At 54.0% G+C, this 22,251-nt stretch carries 24 protein-coding genes, 1 other RNA gene and 3 pseudogenes; 17 read left to right on the forward strand and 11 right to left on the reverse strand.

The annotated features are described in order from the left end of the window. Window positions 1-40: 40 nt before the first annotated feature. Window positions 41-574 (forward strand): translation initiation factor IF-3, encoded by a 534-nt coding sequence (gene infC / locus DO97_RS00430; RefSeq protein ID WP_036530204.1) that lies wholly within the window; start codon window positions 41-43, stop codon window positions 572-574. Here infC and DO97_RS00435 read toward each other — a convergent pair. Further along, window positions 558-1,373 carry a TIGR01548 family HAD-type hydrolase gene (locus tag DO97_RS00435; protein ID WP_036530214.1) on the reverse strand — a complete coding sequence of 272 codons (816 nt, stop codon included), beginning with the start codon at window positions 1,371-1,373 and terminating at the stop codon, window positions 558-560. The genes infC and DO97_RS00435 overlap by 17 nt on opposite strands. 158 nt (window positions 1,374-1,531) lie before the next feature. Here DO97_RS00435 and DO97_RS00440 point away from each other — a divergent pair, with 158 nt between their 5' ends. After that, complete coding sequence (locus DO97_RS00440) at window positions 1,532-1,831, forward strand: 30S ribosomal protein PSRP-3 (protein ID WP_036530217.1); 300 nt, start codon at window positions 1,532-1,534, stop codon at window positions 1,829-1,831. 20 nt (window positions 1,832-1,851) lie between these two features. On the opposite strand, the gene DO97_RS00445 is transcribed toward DO97_RS00440, so the two are convergent. The 5 genes from DO97_RS00445 to rpaB all read right to left on the reverse strand — a co-directional run bounded on the left by DO97_RS00445 (window position 1,852) and on the right by rpaB (window position 6,446). Further along, window positions 1,852-2,490, reverse strand: a complete 639-nt coding sequence (locus DO97_RS00445; RefSeq protein ID WP_036530219.1) for a lysophospholipid acyltransferase family protein — start codon at window positions 2,488-2,490, stop codon at window positions 1,852-1,854. 17 nt (window positions 2,491-2,507) lie between these two features. Further along, window positions 2,508-3,413, reverse strand: a complete 906-nt coding sequence (gene fabD / locus DO97_RS00450) for an ACP S-malonyltransferase (protein WP_036530220.1) — start codon at window positions 3,411-3,413, stop codon at window positions 2,508-2,510. Window positions 3,414-3,532: 119 nt separating this feature from the next. Continuing rightward, window positions 3,533-4,564, reverse strand: a complete 1,032-nt coding sequence (locus DO97_RS00455; protein ID WP_239651324.1) for a beta-ketoacyl-ACP synthase III — start codon at window positions 4,562-4,564, stop codon at window positions 3,533-3,535. Continuing rightward, on the reverse strand, window positions 4,561-5,610 hold the full coding sequence (plsX, locus tag DO97_RS00460) for a phosphate acyltransferase PlsX (RefSeq protein WP_036530224.1): 1,050 nt from the start codon (window positions 5,608-5,610) through the stop codon (window positions 4,561-4,563). The genes DO97_RS00455 and plsX overlap by 4 nt, the downstream gene beginning before the upstream one ends. Window positions 5,611-5,711: 101 nt before the next feature. After that, on the reverse strand, window positions 5,712-6,446 hold the full coding sequence (rpaB, locus tag DO97_RS00465) for a response regulator transcription factor RpaB (RefSeq protein ID WP_036530227.1): 735 nt from the start codon (window positions 6,444-6,446) through the stop codon (window positions 5,712-5,714). Window positions 6,447-6,654: 208 nt separating this feature from the next. Between rpaB and radA the strand changes: the two genes are divergently transcribed. Continuing rightward, window positions 6,655-7,845: a DNA repair protein RadA gene (radA, locus tag DO97_RS00470; RefSeq protein WP_338038083.1), complete on the forward strand. Its 1,191-nt coding sequence runs from the start codon at window positions 6,655-6,657 to the stop codon at window positions 7,843-7,845. Continuing rightward, window positions 7,796-8,071: a magnesium chelatase domain-containing protein gene (locus tag DO97_RS27990; RefSeq protein WP_338038084.1), complete on the forward strand. Its 276-nt coding sequence runs from the start codon at window positions 7,796-7,798 to the stop codon at window positions 8,069-8,071. Before radA ends, DO97_RS27990 begins: the two co-directional genes overlap by 50 nt. 12 nt (window positions 8,072-8,083) lie before the next feature. On the opposite strand, the gene DO97_RS00475 is transcribed toward DO97_RS27990, so the two are convergent. The 3 genes and pseudogenes from DO97_RS00475 to DO97_RS23515 all read right to left on the reverse strand — a co-directional run bounded on the left by DO97_RS00475 (window position 8,084) and on the right by DO97_RS23515 (window position 11,373). Next, window positions 8,084-8,560 carry a pentapeptide repeat-containing protein gene (locus DO97_RS00475; RefSeq protein ID WP_081980567.1) on the reverse strand — a complete coding sequence of 159 codons (477 nt, stop codon included), beginning with the start codon at window positions 8,558-8,560 and terminating at the stop codon, window positions 8,084-8,086. Between the two features lie 11 nt (window positions 8,561-8,571). Then, window positions 8,572-10,728 (reverse strand): annotated as a pseudogene (locus DO97_RS30505) (polyribonucleotide nucleotidyltransferase). A 459-nt stretch (window positions 10,729-11,187) separates the two neighbouring features. Continuing rightward, window positions 11,188-11,373: a hypothetical protein gene (locus tag DO97_RS23515; RefSeq protein WP_156120366.1), complete on the reverse strand. Its 186-nt coding sequence runs from the start codon at window positions 11,371-11,373 to the stop codon at window positions 11,188-11,190. A 180-nt stretch (window positions 11,374-11,553) separates the two neighbouring features. Between DO97_RS23515 and DO97_RS24735 the strand changes: the two genes are divergently transcribed. From DO97_RS24735 to DO97_RS00495, 6 genes are read left to right on the forward strand one after another with little or no spacing between them, the layout of a single operon-like run. Next, on the forward strand, window positions 11,554-11,850 hold the full coding sequence (locus DO97_RS24735) for a hypothetical protein (protein WP_204368405.1): 297 nt from the start codon (window positions 11,554-11,556) through the stop codon (window positions 11,848-11,850). After that, window positions 11,750-12,208 carry a hypothetical protein gene (locus tag DO97_RS25590; protein WP_239651325.1) on the forward strand — a complete coding sequence of 153 codons (459 nt, stop codon included), beginning with the start codon at window positions 11,750-11,752 and terminating at the stop codon, window positions 12,206-12,208. Before DO97_RS24735 ends, DO97_RS25590 begins: the two co-directional genes overlap by 101 nt. Continuing rightward, complete coding sequence (locus tag DO97_RS25595; protein WP_239651326.1) at window positions 12,198-12,527, forward strand: hypothetical protein; 330 nt, start codon at window positions 12,198-12,200, stop codon at window positions 12,525-12,527. The genes DO97_RS25590 and DO97_RS25595 overlap by 11 nt, the downstream gene beginning before the upstream one ends. Window positions 12,528-12,546: 19 nt before the next feature. Next, the gene (locus tag DO97_RS25600) at window positions 12,547-13,083 is read left to right on the forward strand and encodes an SNF2 helicase-associated domain-containing protein (RefSeq protein WP_239651327.1); all 537 of its coding nucleotides are present in this window, start codon (window positions 12,547-12,549) and stop codon (window positions 13,081-13,083) included. Next, window positions 13,028-14,719 (forward strand): DEAD/DEAH box helicase, encoded by a 1,692-nt coding sequence (locus DO97_RS25605; RefSeq protein WP_239651328.1) that lies wholly within the window; start codon window positions 13,028-13,030, stop codon window positions 14,717-14,719. Before DO97_RS25600 ends, DO97_RS25605 begins: the two co-directional genes overlap by 56 nt. Next, entirely contained in the window at window positions 14,716-15,549 is an 834-nt protein-coding gene (locus tag DO97_RS00495; protein WP_036530233.1) for an SWIM zinc finger family protein, read from the forward strand. Before DO97_RS25605 ends, DO97_RS00495 begins: the two co-directional genes overlap by 4 nt. A 15-nt stretch (window positions 15,550-15,564) precedes the next feature. Here the strand turns inward: DO97_RS00495 and DO97_RS00500 are convergent, their stop codons facing one another. Further along, window positions 15,565-15,738, reverse strand: coding sequence for a PCP reductase family protein (locus DO97_RS00500; RefSeq protein WP_036530236.1), 174 nt, complete (start codon window positions 15,736-15,738; stop codon window positions 15,565-15,567). 134 nt (window positions 15,739-15,872) lie between these two features. Between DO97_RS00500 and DO97_RS20395 the strand changes: the two genes are divergently transcribed. Then, complete coding sequence (locus DO97_RS20395) at window positions 15,873-16,751, forward strand: nucleotidyl cyclase domain-containing protein (RefSeq protein ID WP_052128195.1); 879 nt, start codon at window positions 15,873-15,875, stop codon at window positions 16,749-16,751. Here DO97_RS20395 and lipB read toward each other — a convergent pair. Continuing rightward, a pseudogene (gene lipB, locus DO97_RS30510) lies at window positions 16,710-17,433 on the reverse strand (lipoyl(octanoyl) transferase LipB). The gene DO97_RS20395 and the pseudogene lipB overlap by 42 nt on opposite strands. Before the next feature lie 160 nt (window positions 17,434-17,593). Between lipB and hpf the strand changes: the two are divergent. From hpf to DO97_RS00535, 6 genes and pseudogenes are all read left to right on the forward strand, one after another. Beyond that, window positions 17,594-18,229: a ribosome hibernation-promoting factor, HPF/YfiA family gene (gene hpf, locus DO97_RS00515; RefSeq protein WP_036530239.1), complete on the forward strand. Its 636-nt coding sequence runs from the start codon at window positions 17,594-17,596 to the stop codon at window positions 18,227-18,229. 365 nt (window positions 18,230-18,594) lie between these two features. Continuing rightward, window positions 18,595-19,422 carry a photosystem II manganese-stabilizing polypeptide gene (psbO, locus tag DO97_RS00520; protein ID WP_036530244.1) on the forward strand — a complete coding sequence of 276 codons (828 nt, stop codon included), beginning with the start codon at window positions 18,595-18,597 and terminating at the stop codon, window positions 19,420-19,422. 169 nt (window positions 19,423-19,591) lie between these two features. After that, a pseudogene (locus DO97_RS00525) lies at window positions 19,592-20,482 on the forward strand (FTR1 family iron permease); the annotation flags it as partial. A gap of 132 nt (window positions 20,483-20,614) precedes the next feature. Next, an RNA gene (ffs, locus tag DO97_RS21690) (signal recognition particle sRNA small type) lies at window positions 20,615-20,711 on the forward strand. Between the two features lie 203 nt (window positions 20,712-20,914). After that, window positions 20,915-21,412: an Npun_F5560 family protein gene (locus DO97_RS00530; RefSeq protein ID WP_052128197.1), complete on the forward strand. Its 498-nt coding sequence runs from the start codon at window positions 20,915-20,917 to the stop codon at window positions 21,410-21,412. Between the two features lie 67 nt (window positions 21,413-21,479). Continuing rightward, the gene (locus DO97_RS00535) at window positions 21,480-22,106 is read left to right on the forward strand and encodes a DedA family protein (RefSeq protein ID WP_036530246.1); all 627 of its coding nucleotides are present in this window, start codon (window positions 21,480-21,482) and stop codon (window positions 22,104-22,106) included. Window positions 22,107-22,251: the final 145 nt, after the last annotated feature.

A 22,251-nucleotide genomic window follows, 5' to 3' on the forward strand; every position in this document is an offset into this window, starting at 1 on the left:
TGAATTCCAACTTTTTATTCGCCATTTGTTAAATTTCTAGATGTCTGTGATTGAAAGAAAACCAAACCGCGATCTACCTGCTATCAACGGTAATATTCGTTTCCCTAAAGTTCGAGTCATTGATACCGAAGGTGGACAGTTAGGAATCATGCCTCCCCGTGAAGCCCAGCGACTCGCGGAGGAAAAGGAGCTGGATTTGGTGCTGATCAGCGACAAGGCTGATCCGCCGGTTTGTCGGATCACTGATTATGGCAAGTACAAATTTGAGCAAGAAAAGAAAGCACGGGAAGCCAAGAAGAAGCAGCATACCGCTGATGTCAAAGAAGTGAAGATGCGTTACAAGATTGAGGAACATGACTACAATGTTCGCATTAACCAGGCAGAGCGATTTTTAAAAGCTGGGGATAAGGTCAAGGCAACTATCACGTTTCGAGGCCGGGAAGTTCAGCACAGTGACTTAGCCGAGGAGCTGCTGAAACGCATGGCCACGGATCTCAAAGATCTGGCAGATGTACAACAGGCTCCCAAGAAAGAAGGACGCAATATGATGATGATGCTTACCCCGAAGAAGTAGCAGCAATCAACATTTGAATTTGACGCAGCCCCAGTTGCTGGATGTTCTCTAAAACAATTGCCGCCCCTGCTGCTTGCAAAATAGCCCCATAGTCAGCACGGGTTACTGCGCTTTCCTGAACGTGGGGTGGTAAGATCCCTACGCCGATCCAACAACGTTCTGGATGGAGTTCCCGTGCTTGATTAATGGTGTACAGATCCGCAACGGTATCTCCAGCGAACAAGACCGGGAGTAAGGGTTCGACCCCAGCGCGTTGCTCCAGCTGATGCACTGTCGTCAACAAGCCTGTCGGATCAGGCTTACCTGGAGCATCCTCCATGGCAATCAGCACTGGCTGCACAAGGCCCAAGCGTTTTTCTAAAACATAGGTGGCAGACCCACGGGTGGCACCACTGAAAAAGCCCCAAGGAATGCTAGCTGCCCTCAAGCTTTCCAGATAGGAAGGCTCCAGCAACAGCGGCTCCTGGGTAATATAGCCAGTCCAGTTTTGGGGATCTGGGCCTCGATACCGGGACTGGAAGAACGCCACCATCTGCTCGTAATTGAGATTGAGTTGGTTTCGCAGGTGTCCCTGCTGCTCAAAGTAGCGGGCTGTCAGTTCTAGGGAAGCCTGCCAGTCGTTGTTCCACACTCCCTCTGTCTTCAGGGCATCAATTTCAGCAGCGGAGGGACGGTAGGCTCCTGCTGTAAAGTGTTCCACGGTATCGGCAAGGGCACGACGGTAGGAACCGCCGACATCTCGCACGACACCGTCAATGTCAAATACAACCAGGGCGCGAACGGCGGTGATTCGTGGCATTTCAGGAGTCATTGGGGATGAAAACACGTATCCAGGGCATCTGACGAAAGAATCACAGCTTACCGTATCGTCGGTTTTTTGTCGTCTACCAGCGCTGTAGCGTATCATGAGAGATTGTAGAGTTTTTGTGTCAGCCTGAGACAGCCCTGGAGGTGTGATTGTCAAAATTTATTCTTAAAGTTCTCTGGCTGGAAGAGAATGTTGCGATCGCGGTGGATCAAGTGGTCGGCAAAGGCACCAGTCCCCTGACCTCGTACTTTTTCTGGCCACGCAATGATGCCTGGGAACAACTCAAAAACGAGCTGGAGGCAAAGCATTGGATTGCAGAGGCTGATCGCATTGAATTGCTGAATAAGGGAACGGAAGTGATTAACTACTGGCAAGAAGAAGGTCGTAAGAAATCAATGGCAGAGGCCCAGTCGAAGTTCCCGGAAGTGACGTTCACGGGGAGCGCCTGATACTTAAAGCAATTGCTGGCCTAACGTCCTAGATTGTGCAAAGCCGTAATTGCGGCAGCACATTCCTGGGTCACCGATTCCAGCGCTGCTCGTTCCAGTGAAGGTGGCGGAGCAATGGGTTGACCAATGCGAACCGTCACCGGCACGGGTCGGGGGAATCGTTGACCCCGCCGCAGAATTTTCTGAGTTCCCCAAAGACTGACGGGTAGCAAGGGAGCCTGAGCCTTGGCAGCAATCCAAGCCGCTCCTGGCTTGGGGTCTATAATCTCACCATCGGCGGTGCGGGTGCCCGTCAAAAACACCCCAACGGCCCAGCCATTTTCCAGCATCGCCAAGGCTGCTCGAATCGCTCCGCGATCGCCCGTTCCCCGCTTCACCGGATAGGCACCATAAAGCTGAATTGCCTGACCCAAAATCGGCACCTGAAACAACTCTGCCTTGGCCATAAAAGCAACTGGCCGCCCCACACAATTGGAAACCATTGGGGGGTCAAAATCACTGGCATGATTACTCACCACAATCAGCGGCCCTTGCTGGGGAACCTGTTCCGCCCCATAGAGGCGTCCCCGAAAGTACAGATGCAGCATCGGACTCACCACTGACCACTTAAACAAGTGGTAGAGCATGAGGCTAATTCGAGGTTCCCGGCTCCTAGGCATGGGCGATCTCAGCCAGGTTAGGCGGAGACCAGGGCAGCTGCTCTGGATTCCAGATCAGCCATCCCTTGGATATTTTCCATCAACAACTGGGGGCAGGTGCGTTTGACCAAACCAGTCAATACCTTCCCAGGGCCAATTTCTACCACCCGTTCGATCCCTTCCACGGGCAGCCGCAGCGAGGTTTCATGCCAACGCACTGAGCCAGTCATCTGCTGCATCAAGCGTTCCTTCAAGGTCACAGCTTCTAGGGTGGGGACAGGCTCCACATTGGATAACACCGGCACCTGGGCATCGGTGAAGGGAGCTGCGGCTAACCGTTGGTGGAATTCTTGAGCCGCCCCTGCCATCAAGGGGGAGTGAAAAGCGCCACTGACGTTCAGGCGCACTGCCCGCTTCACCTTTACCTGGGACAGCACCCCTGCGACAGCCTCCTCGGTGCCAGAGATCACGACTTGGCTTTCATGGTTGTCATTGGCTAAGACCACGTCGGGGGTCTGGCGAATTTGCGCCTCAAGTTGTCCCCGATCGAAACCAATGAGAGCACACATAATGCCCCCAGAGGCACTATCCATGAGTTCAGCCCGACGTTTGACCAGTCGTAGACCCACCTCAAACTCAAAAACGTGAGCGGCATACAGGGCCACGTATTCCCCTAGGCTATGGCCCGCTAGGAGATCCGGTTGTTCCCCCTGCTGTTGCAGAAGATCGACCAGAATGCTGGAAACGACATACAAACAGGGTTGGGTATAAAGGGTGCGCGACAGCAGCGCATCTTCGCCCCGGCAGAGATCCGGCACTGCCCATCCCAGAATTGCTTCAGCTTGTTGGAACTTCTCTCGAGCGGTGGGCAGATCTAGGAGATCCATTCCCATGCCGACAGACTGAGATCCCTGACCCGGAAACACCCATGCTGTTTTAGCCATTGTTTGAATACACTCCTCAAAATTACGATCTGAAATCAATGCGAATGATAGAACCGGTCTGTTTGATCTCATTTAATCTGGTTTTGACCCCAGAATCACCGATGTCTTGTCCAGAAAACTCAACGCCCCCATTGAAAAATTGCGGCTCCCCAGGTAAGCCCAGCCCCAAATCCAGCCACCGCAATGGTATCGCCACAGCCCACTTGACCCTGGCGAACCTTTGCATCCAGGGCGAGGGGAATGGAAGCGGCGGAGGTATTGCCGTAGTGGGCTAGATTACTAATTACCTTCTCTGGAGGTATCTGGAGTCGTTGGGCAACGGCATCAAGAATCCGCTGGTTGGCTTGATGGAGCACGAACCAGTCGATCTGCTCAACCCTTAACCCCGCCCGAAACAAGGCTTTCTCGATCACTTCGGGGACGCGCTTGACCGCAAACCGATAGACCTCTTGGCCATTCATGGTAATCGGATGAAACCTGCCGTGGGCGACGCTGATCTCAGGCGTTAAATCCTGAGGCTGAGCCTGGTAGGCCAGGTTTAAGTAGTGATTCTGGGTGCCGTCACTGCGTAATTCAAACCCCAGTAAGCGATCGCGATCATTCGCTTGCAGGACAACGGCTCCGGCCCCATCCCCGAATAAAATACAGGTGCGGCGGTCGGACCAGTCTACCCAGCGGGAGAGCATATCGGCCCCAATCAGTAAGATATTGCGATAAACCCCGGTGCGGATAAACTGAGCCGCTGTCACCAAGCCAAAGACGAATCCAGAGCAGGCGGCTGTCATATCAAAGGCCACCGCATTACTCGCCCCCAAGGCTGCCTGAATTTGGCAAGCACTGCCAAATAAATCATCCGGGGTTGAGGTGGCAAGGACGATTAAATCTAACTCCGATGGTTGTAGCCCTGCCATGGTTAAAGCAGCCTGGGCTGCTTGGGTGCTGATATCGGTTAAGGAGGTATGGGCATCGGCGAGGTGGCGATCGCAGATGCCTGTCCGAGAGCGAATCCACTCATCGGAGGTGTCAACAAACTGGCTCATCTGGTCGTTACTCAGGGAAGGTGCAGGGGCGGCTGCCCCTATTCCCGTAACGGCCAGACCCAAAAACGGCGATGGAGTCAAGACAGAGGGGGGGACTGCATCGCTGCTCACTCCTCACCCCTTGCATCGCTGCTGACCGTCCCTTGGGGAGTGTGGGGGTCGGAGGCCTGAATTCGCTCCAAGACCCGGTTATCAACGGCCTCTTTGGCGAGTCGGATGGCGTTGAAGATTGAGGGTGCCTGGGAACTCCCATGGCTGATAATGCAAATCCCTGCGACGCCGAGCAATAGCCCCCCGCCATGCTCGGCGTGGTCAATTCGTTGCTTGATGCGCCGGAGGTTGGGTTTGAGTAAGGTGGTTCCAAGTTTACCGTGGAGCCCCTGGGGCAATTCCTCCCGGAGGATTTGTAAGACGACACTGCCCACGGCTTCAGCAAACTTCAGCAGCACATTGCCAACAAAGCCATCGCAGACAATGACATCGAACTGACCTGAGAGCACATCTCGCCCCTCGGCATTGCCAATAAAGGGAATCACCGGGTTGTCCTGGAGCAGCTGATGGGTGCGGATCGCTAGGTCGTTGCCTTTACAGGCTTCTTCCCCAATATTTAGTAACCCCACCTTCGGGTCAGCGACACCCAGGACATATTGGGAATAGACACTGCCCATGAGGGCAAACTGCTCTAAAAATTTGGGGCGGCAATCCACATTGGCCCCCACATCCAGAATCATCACGGCCTTGCCTGCAATCAAAGTTGGCAAGACAACGGCGATCGCAGGTCGGTCAATGCCAGACAACCGTCCCAAGCGTAACAGCGCCGCAGCCATAGCTGCCCCCGAATGACCCGCAGAGACAACAGCGTCGGCCTGTTGCTGCCTCACCAAATTCATGGCCACATTAATAGAGGCTTGGGGCTTTCGCTTCAAGCCAGTCAACGGCTCCTCGTGCATTTCAATGGTTCCTTCTGCAGGAACAATGCGCAGGGCAGCAACGTTGGCCTGGGGTGGTAAACTGGCCTGGATCTGCTGGGGATCGCCCACCAGTAGGATATCCACATCCAGTTCTTCCCGTGCCCGTAGCGCTCCCGCCACTACTTCAGCCGGGGCATGATCCCCGCCCATTGCATCGATCGCAATCCGCGCCCTGGTTGATTTCATTGAGTAATCTTAATAGAAACCTAAGAAATTTTACCAGATGCGCCTCACCGGAATCAGCTTCTCCCCAATCTCGGCGATCGCAGTTGCCCCCCAGACAGGGGTTATTCGTTCTTTTCCCCTGGCTCAATAATTCGCTGGAACATATAGCCAGTCCCCCGCGCCGTCAAAATCAACTCCGGATTGCTGGGATCGTCTTCTAACTTGGCCCGCAAGCGAGAGATGTGAACGTCAACTACCCGAGTATCCACATGGCGCTCAGGGGTGTAGCCCCAAACCTCTTGGAGGATTTCAGCGCGGGAATAGGGCTCTCCCGAACGACTCACCAGCAATTCCAGCAAACTAAACTCCATGCCAGTCAGGCGGATGCGCTCATCCCCCTTATAGACTTGGCGTTTATTGGTATCAATGCGGAGGCTGCTAACATGGATCACCCCAGAGCTTGGAATTCCCGTACTCCCCGTCTTTTCTACACGCCGGAGTACCGAGCGAATCCGGGCTTCCAGTTCCTTGGGGGAAAAGGGCTTGACAACATAGTCATCGGCTCCTAACTCAAGACCGGTGATGCGATCGGCAACATCTCCCAGGGCCGTCAGCATGATGATAGGGACATCCGATTCTTTGCGTAATTCTTGACAGACTCCGTACCCATCCAGCTTCGGCATCATCACATCCAGCACCACTAAATTCGGTGAGGTTTTGCGAAAAGTTTCTAAGGCTTCTTCACCATCTGCTGCGGTCACCACATCGTAGCCAATCATCGACAGACGAGTTTCTAGAATCCGACGAATGCTTGCTTCATCATCGACGACTAGAATTTTCTCCTTGTGATTTTCCAATGGACTCAACACTCCTTCCTGGGAATTCGAGATAGTTATTTTTGTTCTGGGAGACCAAGATACTCGTTAAACCTGCTCAATCTTGCAGAGATTAAGGCTTTTATGATCAGGTAAATTGCGGCATATTCTTTACAGTTTATAATCTCATTGACACCCAGCTTAAAGTTTTTAATTCTTAAGATCTCTGTAATCATTGAACCCCGTCAGGATGCCCAAGGCACGAACCCGCTTTATTTGCGATGACTGTGGGGCTGAAACGCCCCAGTATTTTGGCAAGTGCCCCGCCTGCGGTGCCTGGGGAACCCTACAGGAGCAGGTGATATCGACGCTGCCAACCACGACCCAGCGATCGCCCTTGACGACCCGGCGATCGCCCAGCGTAGATCCCCTCCCCCGCTTGGCTCTGACGCTCTCTGAGATTGTTGATCATCCCCAAGCCCGACTGTCTTCAGGCTATACCGAATTGGATCGGGTGCTCGGGGGGGGGATTGTCCCCGGTTCGCTGGTGTTAGTAGGAGGTGACCCTGGGATTGGGAAATCCACCCTGCTCTTACAGGTGTCTCAACAGCTGTCCCAGCGCCATCGCGTCCTCTATGTCTGTGCCGAAGAGTCGGGGCAACAGGTGAAGCTGCGAGCCCAACGGCTACAAATTGAGTCACGGGGGGATGATTCAAGTCTAGCCGTGGCAGCCGCTAACCTCTACCTGTTACCGGAGATCGACTTAGAGGCGATTCTTCAAGAGCTGGAGTCGCTGCGCCCCCAGGTGGGGGTGATCGACAGTATTCAGTCCCTGTACTGGAGTGCCCTCAGCTCGGCTCCTGGTTCCGTGGCCCAAGTGCGGGAATGTACCGCCGCGCTGATGCGATTTGCCAAGCAGCACCATGTTCCCCTGTTGATTGTGGGACATGTAACCAAGGATGGAGCGATCGCGGGGCCGAAGGTACTGGAGCACCTGGTGGATACGGTGCTCTATTTTGAAGGTGATCGCTTTGCCAGCCATCGGCTACTGCGATCGGTGAAGAATCGCTTTGGGGCCACCCACGAAATCGGCGTCTTTGAAATGGTGGATCAGGGCTTACGAGAAGTCCTCAACCCATCGGAATTATTCTTGGGCAGTCGGGATGAAGTCACATCTGGCACCGCCACCATTGTTGCCTGTGAGGGCACCCGTCCGATTGTGGTGGAATTGCAAGCCTTAGTCAGCCCCACCAGCTATGGTTCCCCCCGGCGATCGGCAACGGGGATTGAATACAATCGCCTGCTACAAATTCTCGCCGTGCTCGAGAAACGCTTGGGCATTCCGCTGTCGAAACTGGATGCTTATGTTTCTTCCGCAGGGGGGTTTGAGTGTGGAAGAACCCGCCGCAGATTTAGGAGTGGCGATCGCGGTGGTTGCTAGCTTTCGCGATCGTGTGGTAAATCCGCGCACGGTGGTGATCGGAGAAGTTGGACTCGGGGGACAGATTCGCCCGGTGTCACAAATGGAGCTCCGGCTAAAGGAAGCAGCCAAACTGGGATTCCAACGGGCGATCGTTCCCAAGGGCACGAGCTATGCAACGGCAGAGCTAGAGTTGCTCCCCGTGGGGCGCGTCGTGGATGCGATCGCCCAGGCTCTAAATCCCTAGGGTCAGGATTCTTTAGAACTTCTTCATCCCCCGAGCAGCAGGGTCAAAGGTACCATCCAGAATCGTTGTGCTGTCATAAAAGCTCATCTGAAGATCTGCACGCGTGACATCCACACCCAACAGATTTGCACCTCGGAGATTCGCCTTGGTCAGTTGGGCTTCCGTGAGGTTGGCCCGCCGAAGATTGGCTTTCACCAGTAAGGTCTGCACTAGGATCGCCTTAGTCAGGTTGGCCCGCTGGAGGTTGGCCCGTTGGAGATTCGCCGCCTTTAAGTCGGCTCCACTCAAATCGGCCTTACTGAGATTGGCCGCGTCTAGATCAACCCCCTGGAGATCCATCCCCTTCAGATCGGCTCCACTGAGATCACAGCCCCGACATTGCCGTTGGGTTCTCAGTCGTTGGATGTCATTGGCATTGAAGGCATCTGCTACCGTCCCCCAGAGAGAGACGGATAACCACAGGGATAGGAGCATCAGCATCCGGTTCATAGCAGCAGGTCCTAGAGACTTGCCGCAAGTTCGCGGGCGGCGACGGCTTCATCGGGATGAATACCGAGACGGGTGAGATTGATGCGTCCTTTGCTGTCAACTTCACGCACTTTGACGATCACCTCATCGTCCACCGCCACTTCATCCTCAACTTTTGCCCACCCGGTAGTCCGCCAACTGGGAAACTGTGAATCATCCCTTCCTTGCCCGGTAGGAATTCCACAAAGGCTCCAATCTGGATAATCCGGGTAATCCGACCAACATAGACATCTCCGGCATTCAGCTTCCGGGTCATCCCTTGAATAATACTGCGTGCCCGCTTGGCCTTCTCGCCATCTACGGCTGAGATGGTGACGATGCCCGTATCTTCAATGTCAATCTTCGCCCCTGTTTCTTCGGTAATCCCCTTGATAGTCTTGCCACCGGGGCCAATAATCATGCCAATTTGATCCGGGTCAATCTTAATCGTTAGCAGGCGGGGGGTCATAGGGAGACATCTCTGGGCGCGGTTGGTCGATGGCGCTGAGCATCTTCTCCAGAATATGCATCCGTCCGGGTTTGGCCTGGTGAATCGCTTGGGCAATCACGGACAACGGCAAGCCCGTGAGCTTCATATCCAGTTGCAGGGCTGTGATGCCCGTATCGGTGCCAGCAACCTTAAAGTCCATGTCACCCAGGAAATCTTCAATACCCTGAATGTCAGTAAGAATACGGACTTCATCGCCTTCCTTAATCAACCCCATGGCGGCTCCACTGACGGGCTTTGTAATTGGAACCCCTGCATCCATGAGAGCCAGGGTCGATCCGCAGACCGAACCCATGGAGGTGGAGCCATTGGAAGAGAGCACCTCAGATACCACCCGAATCACGTAGGGAAAATCTGTCTGGGAGGGCAAGACCGGGATCAAGGCCCGCTCGGCTAGGGCTCCATGGCCGATTTCCCGCCGCCCCGGCGATCTCATGGGGCGGGTTTCCCCCACGGAGTAAGGGGGAAAATTATAGTGGTGAATATAGCGTTTTTGCTCATCTGGATGCAGGTCATCCAGTTCTTGGGCATCCCCCGGTGAACCCAGGGTGACCGCCGATAGCACCTGGGTCAATCCTCGATTGAACAACCCACTGCCATGAACCCGTTTGGGTAAAATCTCCCAACCTGCGCTGAGATCGGCCGTACCTGATCCAGGGTGCGCCCATCTACCCGCCGTCCTTCATCTAGGATCTGGCGACGCATCAAGTTTTTGGTCAGATCCTTGAATTGATTCCCCAAGACCTTGGCGTTGGTGGTGGTTGCTAGGCGCACTGGATCGGTTTCCGGCAACTGGGCGATCGCTTGGGCAATTTCATCTTTAATTGCATCCAGTGCCGCATCCCGGACAGTTTTATCGGGTTCAAATTGTTTCAGCACCGCTTGAATTGGCTCCGTCGCCCGCTGCTGCAGGAAGGTTCCCAGAGGAGCATCGGCAACGGGTGGTGCCTCAAGGACAATTTCAATTCCCAGTTCCGCGATCAGATCTCGCTGCACTTGGATCAGATCCCGTACCACTTCGTAGCCAAAGTCAATCGCTTCAATGATGTCGGCTTCGGGTAACTGATTGGCACCCGCTTCCACCATGATCACGCCCTCCGGTGAACCCGCAATCACCAGATCCAGATCACCTGCCTCAATTTCGGCAAAGGTGGGGTTAATGATAAATTCATCTCCCACCAGCCCAACACGCACAGCTGCCATGGGGCCGTAGAAAGGAATTTTTGCCAGCAACACGGCCAGGGAGGCTCCCGTAACCGCTAGGATATCGGGGGGTACCTGTTCATCCATGGAGACGGTGGTAGCCACCACCTGAAGATCGTCTCGCAACCAGCTGGGGAAAAGGGGACGCAGGGGACGGTCAATCAGCCGCCCTGTCAGGATGGCTTTTTCAGGGGGCCGTCCTTCTCGCCGCAGAAACCCTCCGGGGAAGCGCCCCGCCGCATACATACGTTCTTCATAGTCAACGGTCAACGGTAAAAAACTCAATGCCTTCTCGGCCAGGGGCTCGTGTTGCGGCCACTAAAACAGCTGTATCCCCAGATTGAATGAGCACCGAACCACCAGCCTGGGGAGCTAGTAGACCAATTCTGAGTCGAATATCCCTTCCATCAATGGATATTGACTTGTCAATTTCTGCCATGCAGGGTAGCATCCTTTTTCGGTTGTTCTCTTTTTTCTGTGTTCGATCGTAGCACTGATACACTAGTCCTGTGCTGGCTGAGTACCCCTGCCCTGGGATTGCTACCAGGGTTGTTGTTGCCCCATGACTGCTTTCCCAGACAGCCGCTGATTCAGCCCAGCAAGGGGTACAATAAACAGAGTTAGACCCTATAGAGATATCTCTCAGGTCATGCCCTGCTTCTGGATCAGTCGAGGGGGGCTAATTTTGGAGCTACCTGATCCAGTCTTATGAGTCCCATGGGTAGGGGAAGGCGGGTAAGTCAATATTTTCAGTTAAATCTGGATATCACTCCCAGTTTTCAATGTCTTCAAGCCAGTGATTCTGGCCGCAAGTTCATCCCCCAAGCGATGGTATGGCAGTTGGACGCTGAGTTCTCTGTCGGCATCAAATTAGCCTCATAAGTGATTGGATCTGAATTCAGTGCGAGATCGCCGCTACAGTCCCAGATTGCCCATTATTGACGTATTTGCCTTGCCAGGATGCTTGCAACATCGGCGGTCGCAACCGACATCGCTCTTGCGATCGCTGGTGAGGCAGCGGTGGCTGAGGACACATCCATTGACAGCGGGTGGCGTTAACGACAGCAGTCTGCTTTTCCCCCATCCTCTGAACCTGCATCTAAGGCTGCGGTGTGGCATTCCGGCGTAGAAAGGCTCAGGGGCTATGGCGATAGCCATGACAGGCTTATGGGCTGGGTTGCCAGATCCCCCCACCGTTCATCCCAGTTCCATGAGGAACTTAGGGTGACTTTGACTACGTTTTAATTTCGTGTGAGATGTTTGCATGGCAGTTGTACATGGCAATTGGGTGGCACAGGGCTATCTATTCCTCTGGGGGGAAACCTGGCGCAGAGTCATGCCCACCCCGATCCCCGATACGGTGCAGCCCCATCCCTTTGCGATGACGGTTCTAGAGTTAACCGACTGGTTGCAATTGCACCAACAACCCCAATCTTCCCTACCCCCCTGGCCACCAAATTGTGGCTTTACCAACGGAAATGCCCCAGATCAAGACTCGAGTTCGCTCGGATCTGCTCGCCGTCCCGATTCATTCGGCGATCGCGACTGCCGAATGGCCTGAGGATACCTATCTCCACCTTTGGCAAGTCTTCGGACTGTGTCTAGAGCCATTGACTGCCCTGCAATTTCTCCATGGCCTGCCCCTCGGAGCTGTGACCCCAGACGCAACAGGTTGGGGCACGGATCTGCGATTCTGGTCCCACGTGGCTCGGTGGGGGCTGGACTTGCTGGCACGGGCAAAGGTGTTGCCACTTCTGGAACCAGGGGACAACAACCACACCGCAGTAGCCCGTTGGCAACCCCTGCTCGATAGTGCGGTGGATCAAGCCCGCCTCCATAGTTTTGCACGGCTGATGCCCGTCAGTTGCCGTACCTATCAATCTGCCATGGAGACGGGGGGAGGGTTCCTTGGCAATTGAACTCATCTGTGATCCCCATACCCTGCTCCTTGCCTTTCTCCGATCGGTGATCGAAACCCAGGTGCGAGCGGTGGTTGCCGATCTGCCGACCCCGAGTTTACCCACAAAAGCAGGAGGCCGCAGTCTAGCGCAACAATGGCTGCTGGCGTTGGGAACCCCCACGGGGGAACTGCGCCTAGAAACCCAGACCCTCTGCCCCTTGCAAACCGTCCTCACCACCTGGATTGCGCCCCTCCAGACCAACCAGCACCACCAATTTCGCGCCTGCTTTGTCCTGCATCCGCCCCCCACAGACGTGGGGGGGGAGCCCATCCGATGACTGGACCCTGGAGTACTCTTTGCAAGCAGCAGATGATCCAGAGATGCTGGTGCGTGCCACCACGATCTGGAATCACCCGGTGGAGCAGCTCACCTACCAGGGGCGACGGATTGAGCATCCCCAAGAAACACTCCTCATGGGTCTGGGGTTAGCTTCCCGACTGTTTCCGCCCATTGAACCAAGTTTAAAAACCCAGCGACCCCAAGGGTGCCGGCTCAATCCCTCCCAGGTCTATGAGTTTATCAAGGCGGTTGTCTGGCGGTTACAGGATAGTGGCTTTGGGGTGATTCTGCCGCCTAGTTTAGTCAATCAGGAGCGGGGTGCAAACCGCTTAGGGCTGAAGATCAAGGCTGAGTCCTTCAGTCCCCAGGCCACCCAACGCTTAGGACTCCAGAGCCTCTTGAATTTCCAGTGGGAGTTATGCCTCGCCGGACACAGTCTTTCCAAGGCCGAGTTTGATCAGCTGGTGGCCTTGAAAACGCCCTTGGTGGAGATTCGCGGTGAATGGGTGGAACTACGACCCCAGGATATCCGAGCGGCCCAGGCTTTTTTTTGACAGTCGTCAGCATCAGAGATCGCTGTCCTTGGAAGAGGTGCTGCGAATCAGTACGGGGGATACCCAGGTGATTGAAAAGTTGCCCGTGGTCAGTTTCGCCGCCTCCGGGGTCGTCCAGGAGCTGCTCACGACCTTAACGGATAACCAAGCGATCGCAGAGATGCCCCCCCCGCAGCACTTCCGGGGTGAGCTCCGCCCCTACCAGGCCAAGGGGGTGGGTTGGTTAGCCTTTTTGGAACGCTGGGGTCTGGGAGCCTGTCTCGCCGATGACATGGGGTTGGGCAAAACCATTGAAACCATTGCCTTTCTGTTGTATCTCCAGGAACAACACCCCCAGGAACAACCCACCCTACTGATCTGTCCCACCTCCGTGTTGGGGAACTGGGAGCGCGAAGTCCGTAAGTTTGCCCCCACCCTGAAAACCCTGGTACACCACGGCGACAAGCGGGCGAAGAGCAAAACCTTTACCAAGGCGGTGCAGAACCGAGATTTGGTGATTACCAGCTATGCCTTAGTGCCCCGTGACCTCAAAGAGCTGCAAAGTGTCACCTGGCAAGGGCTGATTTTGGACGAAGCCCAAAACATTAAGAACCCCGAGGCCAAGCAGGCACAGGCCGTGCGCCAACTCTCCTGCGGCTTTCGAGTGGCCCTCACCGGCACTCCCGTGGAAAATCGCCTCTCGGAGTTGTGGTCGATTTTAGATTTTCTCAATCCTGGGTATTTGGGGCCTCGTAATTTCTTTCAACGCCGCTTTGCCACTCCCATTGAGCGTTACGGGGACACCGCATCCTTACAAACCCTGCGATCGCTGGTTCAACCCTTTATTTTGCGCCGCCTCAAAACCGATCGGGAGATTATTCAAGACCTGCCGGACAAGCAGGAAATGGCGGTTTTCTGTGGCCTTTCCACTGAACAAGCCCAACTCTACCAGCAAATGGTTGAGCAGTCTTTGCGCCAGATTGACTCCGCCGAGGGCATTCAGCGACGCGGGCTAATCCTGGGACTGCTGGTGAAGCTGAAGCAAATCTGCAATCACCCCGCTCAATTTTTGCAGGAAAAAACCGTAGGGGCTCCCCTCCGTTCTGGCAAGCTCCAACGTCTGGCAGAAATGCTGGAAGAGGTCTTGGCCGAGGGCGATCGCGCCTTGATTTTCACCCAATTTGCCGAATGGGGAAAGCTGCTGAAAGTCTACCTGGCGGAGCATTTCGATCGGGACACCCTCTTCCTCTACGGTGGCAGCTCCAAAAAACAGCGAGAAGAGATGGTCGATCGCTTCCAGCACGACCCCCAAGGGCCTAGACTCTTTATCCTGTCCTTGAAAGCTGGGGGGGTGGGACTCAACCTCACCCGCGCCAACCATGTGTTTCACTTTGACCGCTGGTGGAATCCGGCAGTGGAGAACCAGGCCACTGACCGTGTCTTCCGGATTGGTCAAACCCGAAATGTACAGGTACATAAGTTTGTGTGTACCGGCACCCTGGAGGAACGGATTCATGATCTGATTGAAAGCAAGAAGGCATTGGCAGCACAAGTCATTGGCACCGGAGAAGACTGGCTCACCGAATTAAACACTGACCAACTGCGTCAGCTCTTATTGCTCGATCGCAGTGCCGTGATTGATGAGGAGAAAGGATGAACCATTACGACCAATCGACAAACCCTGAATGGTGGGTACAGGCATGGCTGGATCTGCTGGCTCGGTATCGCTTTAAGAAGCGCCTTGAACGTGCCCGTGACTACGCCAGACAGGGGAATGTTCTGGGCATTGAGTTCCAGGGAGCCAAGGTGCTGGCTACGGTCAGGGGGCGGGAACACCCTGAATACCAGGTGTCCCTATGGCTGGATACCTTTACCAATGAGCAATGGAACTATGTGATTGAGACCATGGGGCAGGAGGCGATTTTTTCGGCCAAGCTCCTAGCAGGGGAGATGCCCCAGAACATTGAAGCCGTTTTTGCAGCCAATGGGCTGAGTCTATTTCCCTTTTCCCTGACCGAAATTCACAGTAAGTGCTCCTGTCCCGATCAGGCCAACCCCTGCAAGCACATTGGCGCGGTTTACTATCTGTTGGGCGATCGCTTCAGTGAAGATCCCTTTGTGCTGTTCCAATTGCGGGGACGTACCAAGGACCAGATTATTGAAGCCCTGCGGCAGCTACGCAGTCTTGCCAACCCCGAATCCCCCGCGATCGCAGCCTCCCCGACGCCAGCGGTTGCCCCCCCTTGGCATCTGGCAGACTTTTGGCGCTATGACCAGCAGCTGGAATCATCTCTGGTGGTCATAGCGCCGCCACCCACCCCTGAAACAGTGCTTGATGTCCTGGGAAGCATCCCCCTGAAGCCAGAGATCACCGGGAACGCAGTTCCCATCCCCATCGCTACTCAGACGGTGATGGAACAGCTGCGCAAGATTTATCAAGCCGTCAGCCAACGGGCGGTACAATTGGCGATGACAAAGGAGAGTTAGAGAGTGCCTCCTTCCTCATTGGCCAAATTCCAGTCGCGCTTGCTCCACCAACGCCGCTGTCACAATGCCATCCGACTCCCGTGCCAGTTGCTCGATCCGTAACCGCGCCTGAGTCCGCACAAAAAAAGGAATATTTTTCATCTTGGCTTGGGCGGCGGCTGTCCACCTTAATTCATCCTCCATTTTCATCCTCCCGAATGCTGAATTGCCAGTGCAGGGCAGTCTCCCTTCCAGGATTTGATCGCCACCCCCCCGTTTCTCTGATTGGGGTGTGATAGCGTAGTGCCTGTAATATTTCCAGATTAAGGGAAAAGCTGCGGCTTATGATGCAGCCAGACCTCCGACAACAGGCGAAACAGGGCGATGCTGCCGCGATCGCCCAATTGATGAACCGGGTGCTGCAACCCCAGGGGGTCAAGGCTCACGTTCGTTACCAAGGCGAGGAACTGCAAGTGATTCTGGAGGCAGATCAGGTACCTGACCAACGCTCCGGGGTGGCCTTTGTCCACCGGGGGCTGACACACCTCCAAATTCCCACCCTGAAGATTGCCGAGATCCAGGGGCGACAGATCCAGGGTAAGGCACCCCCATGGGCAGAGCGGATTGCCCTCCTGCCCCCTTCCTCAATGCCGTCAGAGCCGCAGTGGTTAACCCAAGGGCGATCGCACCTGCAACGCTGGGGACTTGCCGTCTCCACCGACACTCGACCTGACCCCACCAAACTGGTATTCATGCTGGTGCTGGCGATCTATGGTTTCATGGGAGCCTGGAACCCGAGCTATGATGGCCCGTTTCAGTTTCTCCATGGGGTGAATTTATTCATTCATGAAGGGGGACACGTCCTGTTTATCCTGGGCGGTGAATTTCTCTATTTTCTGGGTGGCTCCCTGACGCAGATTCTCCTGCCACTGATGTTTACAGGTTACTTTTTGATCCACCGTCAGCATTTTGCGTCCGCTGTCGCCCTCTTTTGGACGGCTCAGAACTTTATGGATGTCTCGGTTTACATCAAAGATGCACGGCTCCAGGCACTGCCCCTGCTGGGTGGCGAAAATGTCACCCATGACTGGAACTATCTCCTGGGGCAACTCCACCTCCTAGAACAGGATCTACTGCTTGGAAGTCTTTGTTTTGCCATCGGTGTGCTGCTGTATCTGCTCTCAGTGATTGCAGGGTTCTACTACGCCCGCAGCAGTCAATAGGTCAGAGGGAGCGGCGACCATTGACACCGCAAACACGTCGGCAAAGGCTGTGATCACCGCTGGCATTACCTCAGCCACCGTGATCCCTGGGAGGAACTGCGCTAAGCTGCCGACGGGCTGATTCACCAAGCCACAGGGCACAATCCACTGAAACCCGCTCATGTCAGGACAGACATTGAGAGCAAAGCCATGCATCGTGATCCAACGGCTGACCTTAATGCCAATGGCCGCAACTTTGTAACCTTCGAACCAAACCCCCGTCAACCCTGGAATGCGATTCCCCTTGAGCCCAAACTGGGACAGAACTTTGATCACGACTGCCTCTAACTGCCGCAGGTACCAGTGCAGATCTTGCTGGTAACGGTTGAGGTTGAGGATCGGATAGCCTACGAGCTGTCCAGGGGTGTGATAGGTAACTTCTACCCCCCCGCTCTACCCGCACCACTGTCTCCGATGACTGGGTTGGATCAAATTTCAAGAAATCGAGACTCGCTCCCTGTCCTAGGGTATACACTGACGGATGCTCTAGCAGTAGCAGCACATCCGCCAGTTCCGGATGCTGTCGCCGTTGAGCCACGAGATACTGCTGCCAGCTCCAAGCGATCGGGTAGGGAATCAGACCGGGGGTACTGAGGTAACAACGATGCCACGGGGGTTCAGAGGAGTCAAAAAAAGTAGACACTACCGCAAATACAAGCGAGATTTAGCCCAACTTTGTCAGTAATTCCAGACCTATAATCAAGAATTATCAACGGATGCAAATGATTTTAAAGGGGTCTGTCGTGCAAAACACAAAGTGCTAGGGTGAAGGTATCACTCAGTGTTTGAGGGGAGGCAACTAAATGAAGCTGGTTATCCAAGGCAAAAACATTGAAATCACCGATGCCATCCGTGAGTATGTCCATCAGAAAATTGAGAAAGCCGTCAACCACTTCCAAAACCTGACGACGGAGGTCGATGTGCATCTGTCCGTCGCTCGCAATCCTCGCATTAACCCCAAGCAAACAGCTGAGGTTACCATTTACGCAAATGGTAGCGTCATCCGTGCCGAGGAGAGCAGCGAGAACCTTTATGCCAGCATTGATCTGGTCGCCGACAAGATTTCCCGGCAACTTCGCAAGTACAAGGAGAAACGCAACGGCAAGAAACTTGCTGCTAAGACAGGCGAGGTGGTGGAGCAACGGACGGTCGATGCGACTCTGATCGGCGATCGCACCCCCGAGTTACCCTCAGAGGTGGTTCGGACTAAATATTTCGCGATGCCTCCCATGAGCTTGGAAGAAGCCCTCGAACAGTTGGAGCTGGTTGACCATGACTTCTACATGTTCCGTAATATGGAGACGGGGGAAATTAATGTCATCTATGAACGCAATCATGGCGGCTACGGTGTCATCCAACCCCGCAACGGAGTCCATGGTAAAAATGGCAAAACGCCCTTGACGGCAGTATCGGATGCCCCTAAAGCTGCCAAAGCTTAGATGCTAAAAGCTGCTTCAACCCCAGGGTGAACTCAGTGTCATACAGCTGCTTCACCCCCCAACCTCACCCTACCGCTCAAGATTCTTCCAGATGGATCTGGCAGATAAAAAGTATTCGAGTCATTTTTTTGTAAAATGCTGGATGAGGTCTTGGTCGAACCATTCCAGAAATCAAAACGCTTTTATTCAACCTGGGAGCGGTTCAGCAAGTCTCCCTGGCGATCGCATTCCCCTGCCCTGAAGTTGGATCAGCTTGTCTGAGGTAAATCTTCTCCAGCATCAGGAGGTTGAAGATATCTGGCTCTCTGGAGGTAGATAACGGGTTGTGCTGGCAGGGAATTTATATTCATATTTTGAGGTTAATCATGAGGTATCGCGCTTTCATCACTGCATTTTTGGCATTTTGCTTAGGGTTTTGTACCTTGTTCGCAGGTACTGCTGATGCGAAGAATGTTCCCCTAACTTACGACCAGATTAGAGGCACAGGTCTGGCTAACAACTGCCCCCAGTTGGAGGCCACCCTGCGGACTGCCATCCCCATTGATAAGGGTCAATCCTATGTCCTGAACAGCTTGTGCCTGCAGCCATCAGAAATTTTGGTCAAAGAAGAATCGGTGAATAAACGCCAACAGGCTGAGTTTGTCCCGACGAGGCTGATGACCCGGTTGACCTCCACCATTGAATCAGTTCAAGGGTCTTTGACCCCTAACGCCGATGGTAGCCTCACCTTCACAGAAGAAGATGGCTTTGATTTTCAAGCAATTACAGTGCAACTGCCCGGTGGGGAACGGGTTCCCTTCCTCTTCACCATTAAGGGTCTGGTGGCAACCACCCAGCCCGGTTTAGATACCATCAGCACCGCCACTGATTTCGAAGGCGAATTCCGCGTCCCCTCCTATCGCACCTCCAACTTCCTCGATCCAAAAGGTCGGGGTCTTTCGGCTGGCTACGAATCCGCCGTGGCGCTACCCGGAACAGATGATGCAGAGCTCACCCGTGAGAATATCAAGCAGTTTGATATTGGTAAGGGCAAAATCTCCCTGCAAATTGCCAAGGTCAATAGTGCAACCGGAGAAATTGCCGGTATCTTTGAAAGCACCCAGCCCTCTGAGACAGACATGGGTTCTAAGAAGCCCCTGGATGTGAAAATTCGCGGGACATTTTATGCCCGAATTGAACCTGCGGTCGGCTAATTTTTAGATCCACTTGCAAAGCTTTGACGACCACTGTTACCGAACTGCTTCTGGGGTGACAGTTGGGTTTGAAGTCTGCTAAGTCATGGGACTTGATGTTAGAAAAGAGTTAGAAAAGGGGTACTTAACCCCTTTTTTTGTTTGGAACCCCCTCATCCCCACTATCCCTATGAATTTCAGTGCTGTTTTACCCACGTTTCTGATTACCCTACGGGAGGGGGTGGAAGCGGCTCTGGTGGTGGGCATTGTCCTCGCCTATCTGCAAAAAGCCAATCAACGTCGCTTGTACCCTTGGGTCTATGGCGGCATCGGCATCGGGATCCTGGGCAGTGTGTTGGTGGGAGTGTTGTTTCTGGGGCTGATGCAGCGATTGGGAAATGGCAATCAGCCCGATGCCCTTGTACTCCAACTACTGCTCAAAACCCTATTCGAGGGGGTGGCGATCGCCCTCCTGAGTTGGATGTTGATCTGGATGACACAACAGGCGCGGCAAATGCAAGCGGAGGTGGAGGCCGTTGTTGACTCAGCCCTGCAGCAGCACCAGCAGGCGGGCTGGGGAATTTTGGGTCTTGTCGGCACCGCCGTTCTCCGGGAAGGGTTTGAGACAGTTGTGTTTATCGCCGCTCAATTCCAGGAAGGTATCCTTCCGATTCTTGGAGCCTTGGGTGGTTTAGCGGTGGCGGTGGGCATCGGTATCCTCCTGTTTCAACTCGGTGTCAAAATTAATCTCCGCTTGTTTTTTCAGGTCATGGGCGTTTTTCTGCTGCTGATTATTGGGGGGTTGGTAATTTCCATGCTCCGCCATCTCGATCAGACCCTGCTCCAGGCTTCTCAACTACTCCAGGGGTCTGATGCCTGGTGTCTCTGGGGCGATCGCCCCAGAGACAATGCTGCCTGCATTCTCGGCCCCCAGGTTTGGGATACTTCGGCTGTACTCCCAGACCGCCAATTTCCCGGCATCATTCTCCATACCCTGGTGGGATATACACAGCACCTGTACCTGTTGCAAGCACTGGCCTATGGACTGTTTTGGTTAACCGTGGGGGGGCTTATTTTCAAAGTCTCTCCGGGCGAAAGCTGGGGTTGTTCTCTGCAAGATCTCCCCAGGTCAAGGCTTCCCCAGGCTCAGCCGCCAAGTGATCTGCTGAGATTTCTCCCAGCAGCGATCGATAGGCCATGTTATGCTTTGAGTGGCTCGGATCTATGCGATTACAACGCCTAAACTTTGTCAGGACCGGAAGGTAGCAGCAATACAGGATGCTTGCAATAGGCGTGGACTCCGGGTCACCTTTGTTTTAAAGGCTCAACATGGCTAATCCCTCATCCTCGGCAATCGCCCTCCTGTCATCGGTGTAACGATCGGTGTCATGGGACGTTACAAGTGGTAGATTAGCTGCATCAGTTCTGAGCAAACCCTGAATTGTTGCCCCTTGACACGGTAAAACATACCAGGTTGGAAGCTTCAGGGCACTACTTAGGGAGCGATGGGAGCGTGACTGAAATTACCACTCCAAACTTTCCAGATCAGCTGGCAGAAATTGCCTACCTCCAGGAGGAGTTGCAAATCCGAGATCAGCTGGTGCAGCAGTTATCTCAAGAACTGTTCCGCATGGTGAAGGGAAATTCCCAGTTTATGACCGGTTCCTGCCGCTCTGGAGAAGCTGATCATGATGGCCCAGCTATCCAGGAGCAGGTCACAGCCCCCAACAACGGCGAGATTTACCAGCTACGGCAGTCGGTTCAGGAACTCACAGAGCGATGCCAAATGCTAGAGCAGGTGATTCAGGAATTCCCCCAAATCTACCGCCGCAAATTCACGGAGCGGATGCAAGTGGTCAAGGAAAGAATTTCCCTGCTCCAGCGAGAAAATCGGCGACTGCATTCGGAGTTACAGAGTGTCAGTTACCGTCTGGCCGTTAGAAGTCGCCGCTCTACGGAAGTAGATTTACCTCGGTTTCCTCGACTCAGTTCTGCGGGTCTTGGTTCGTGATGGCAATTGACATCCCCTTCCTGAAGCCGTCAAGATCAGATTCAGTATTAATTTTTATAAGGTTTGCATGTCTTTGGAATTTTTCTCCCTGGAGACAATCCAGGAACTTGCCCATCAATATGGCTACTGGGCTGTTTTCCTAGGCATCCTACTTGAGAATGCAGGCATTCCCCTCCCTGGCGAGACCATAACCCTCGTGGGGGGGTTTTTAGCGGGCAGCGGAGAGTTGAATTATCCCTGGGTGCTAGTGGTTGCGATCGCAGGAGCGGTGCTGGGAGATAACTGTGGGTACTGGATTGGACGCTATGCGGGCTGGCCGTTTCTCCTGCGCCTCGGTGGCTTCTTTCGGATTTCAGAATCTCAGCTAGACCAAGCAAAAACTCAATTCAGTCAAAATGCTGCCAAGGCTGTCTTTCTCGGGCGGTTTGTTGCCCTATTGCGCATTTTCGCGGGTCCTTTGGCTGGAATTGCCCGAATGCCCTATTTCCAATTTCTGCTGTGCAACACGGCTGGGGCAGCCATCTGGGCGACGGTCATGGTGACCCTGGCTTTTTTGGTCGGGCATTTGATACCCCTAGATGAATTAGTTGCCTGGGTGGCTAAATTTGCCGCCCTGGCATTGCTGCTTGTTGTTGCCTGGATCTTAGTTCCTATCTGGATGGAGTCGCGACGTCACAAGCCCGATAATCTCTAATGGTCTACCAAGAATTTTTTGATGGATTATCAACCCATGAAAAAATAACCATCTGTAAACTTCTTTCACCATCCACTCAAAGTTGACAGATTGCTAGATACGACAGAACTTATCGGGGTTGATCAACAGACTAATCTCAGCACTC

This window comes from Neosynechococcus sphagnicola sy1 (assembly GCF_000775285.1).
GTDB lineage: Bacteria > Cyanobacteriota > Cyanobacteriia > Neosynechococcales > Neosynechococcaceae > Neosynechococcus > Neosynechococcus sphagnicola.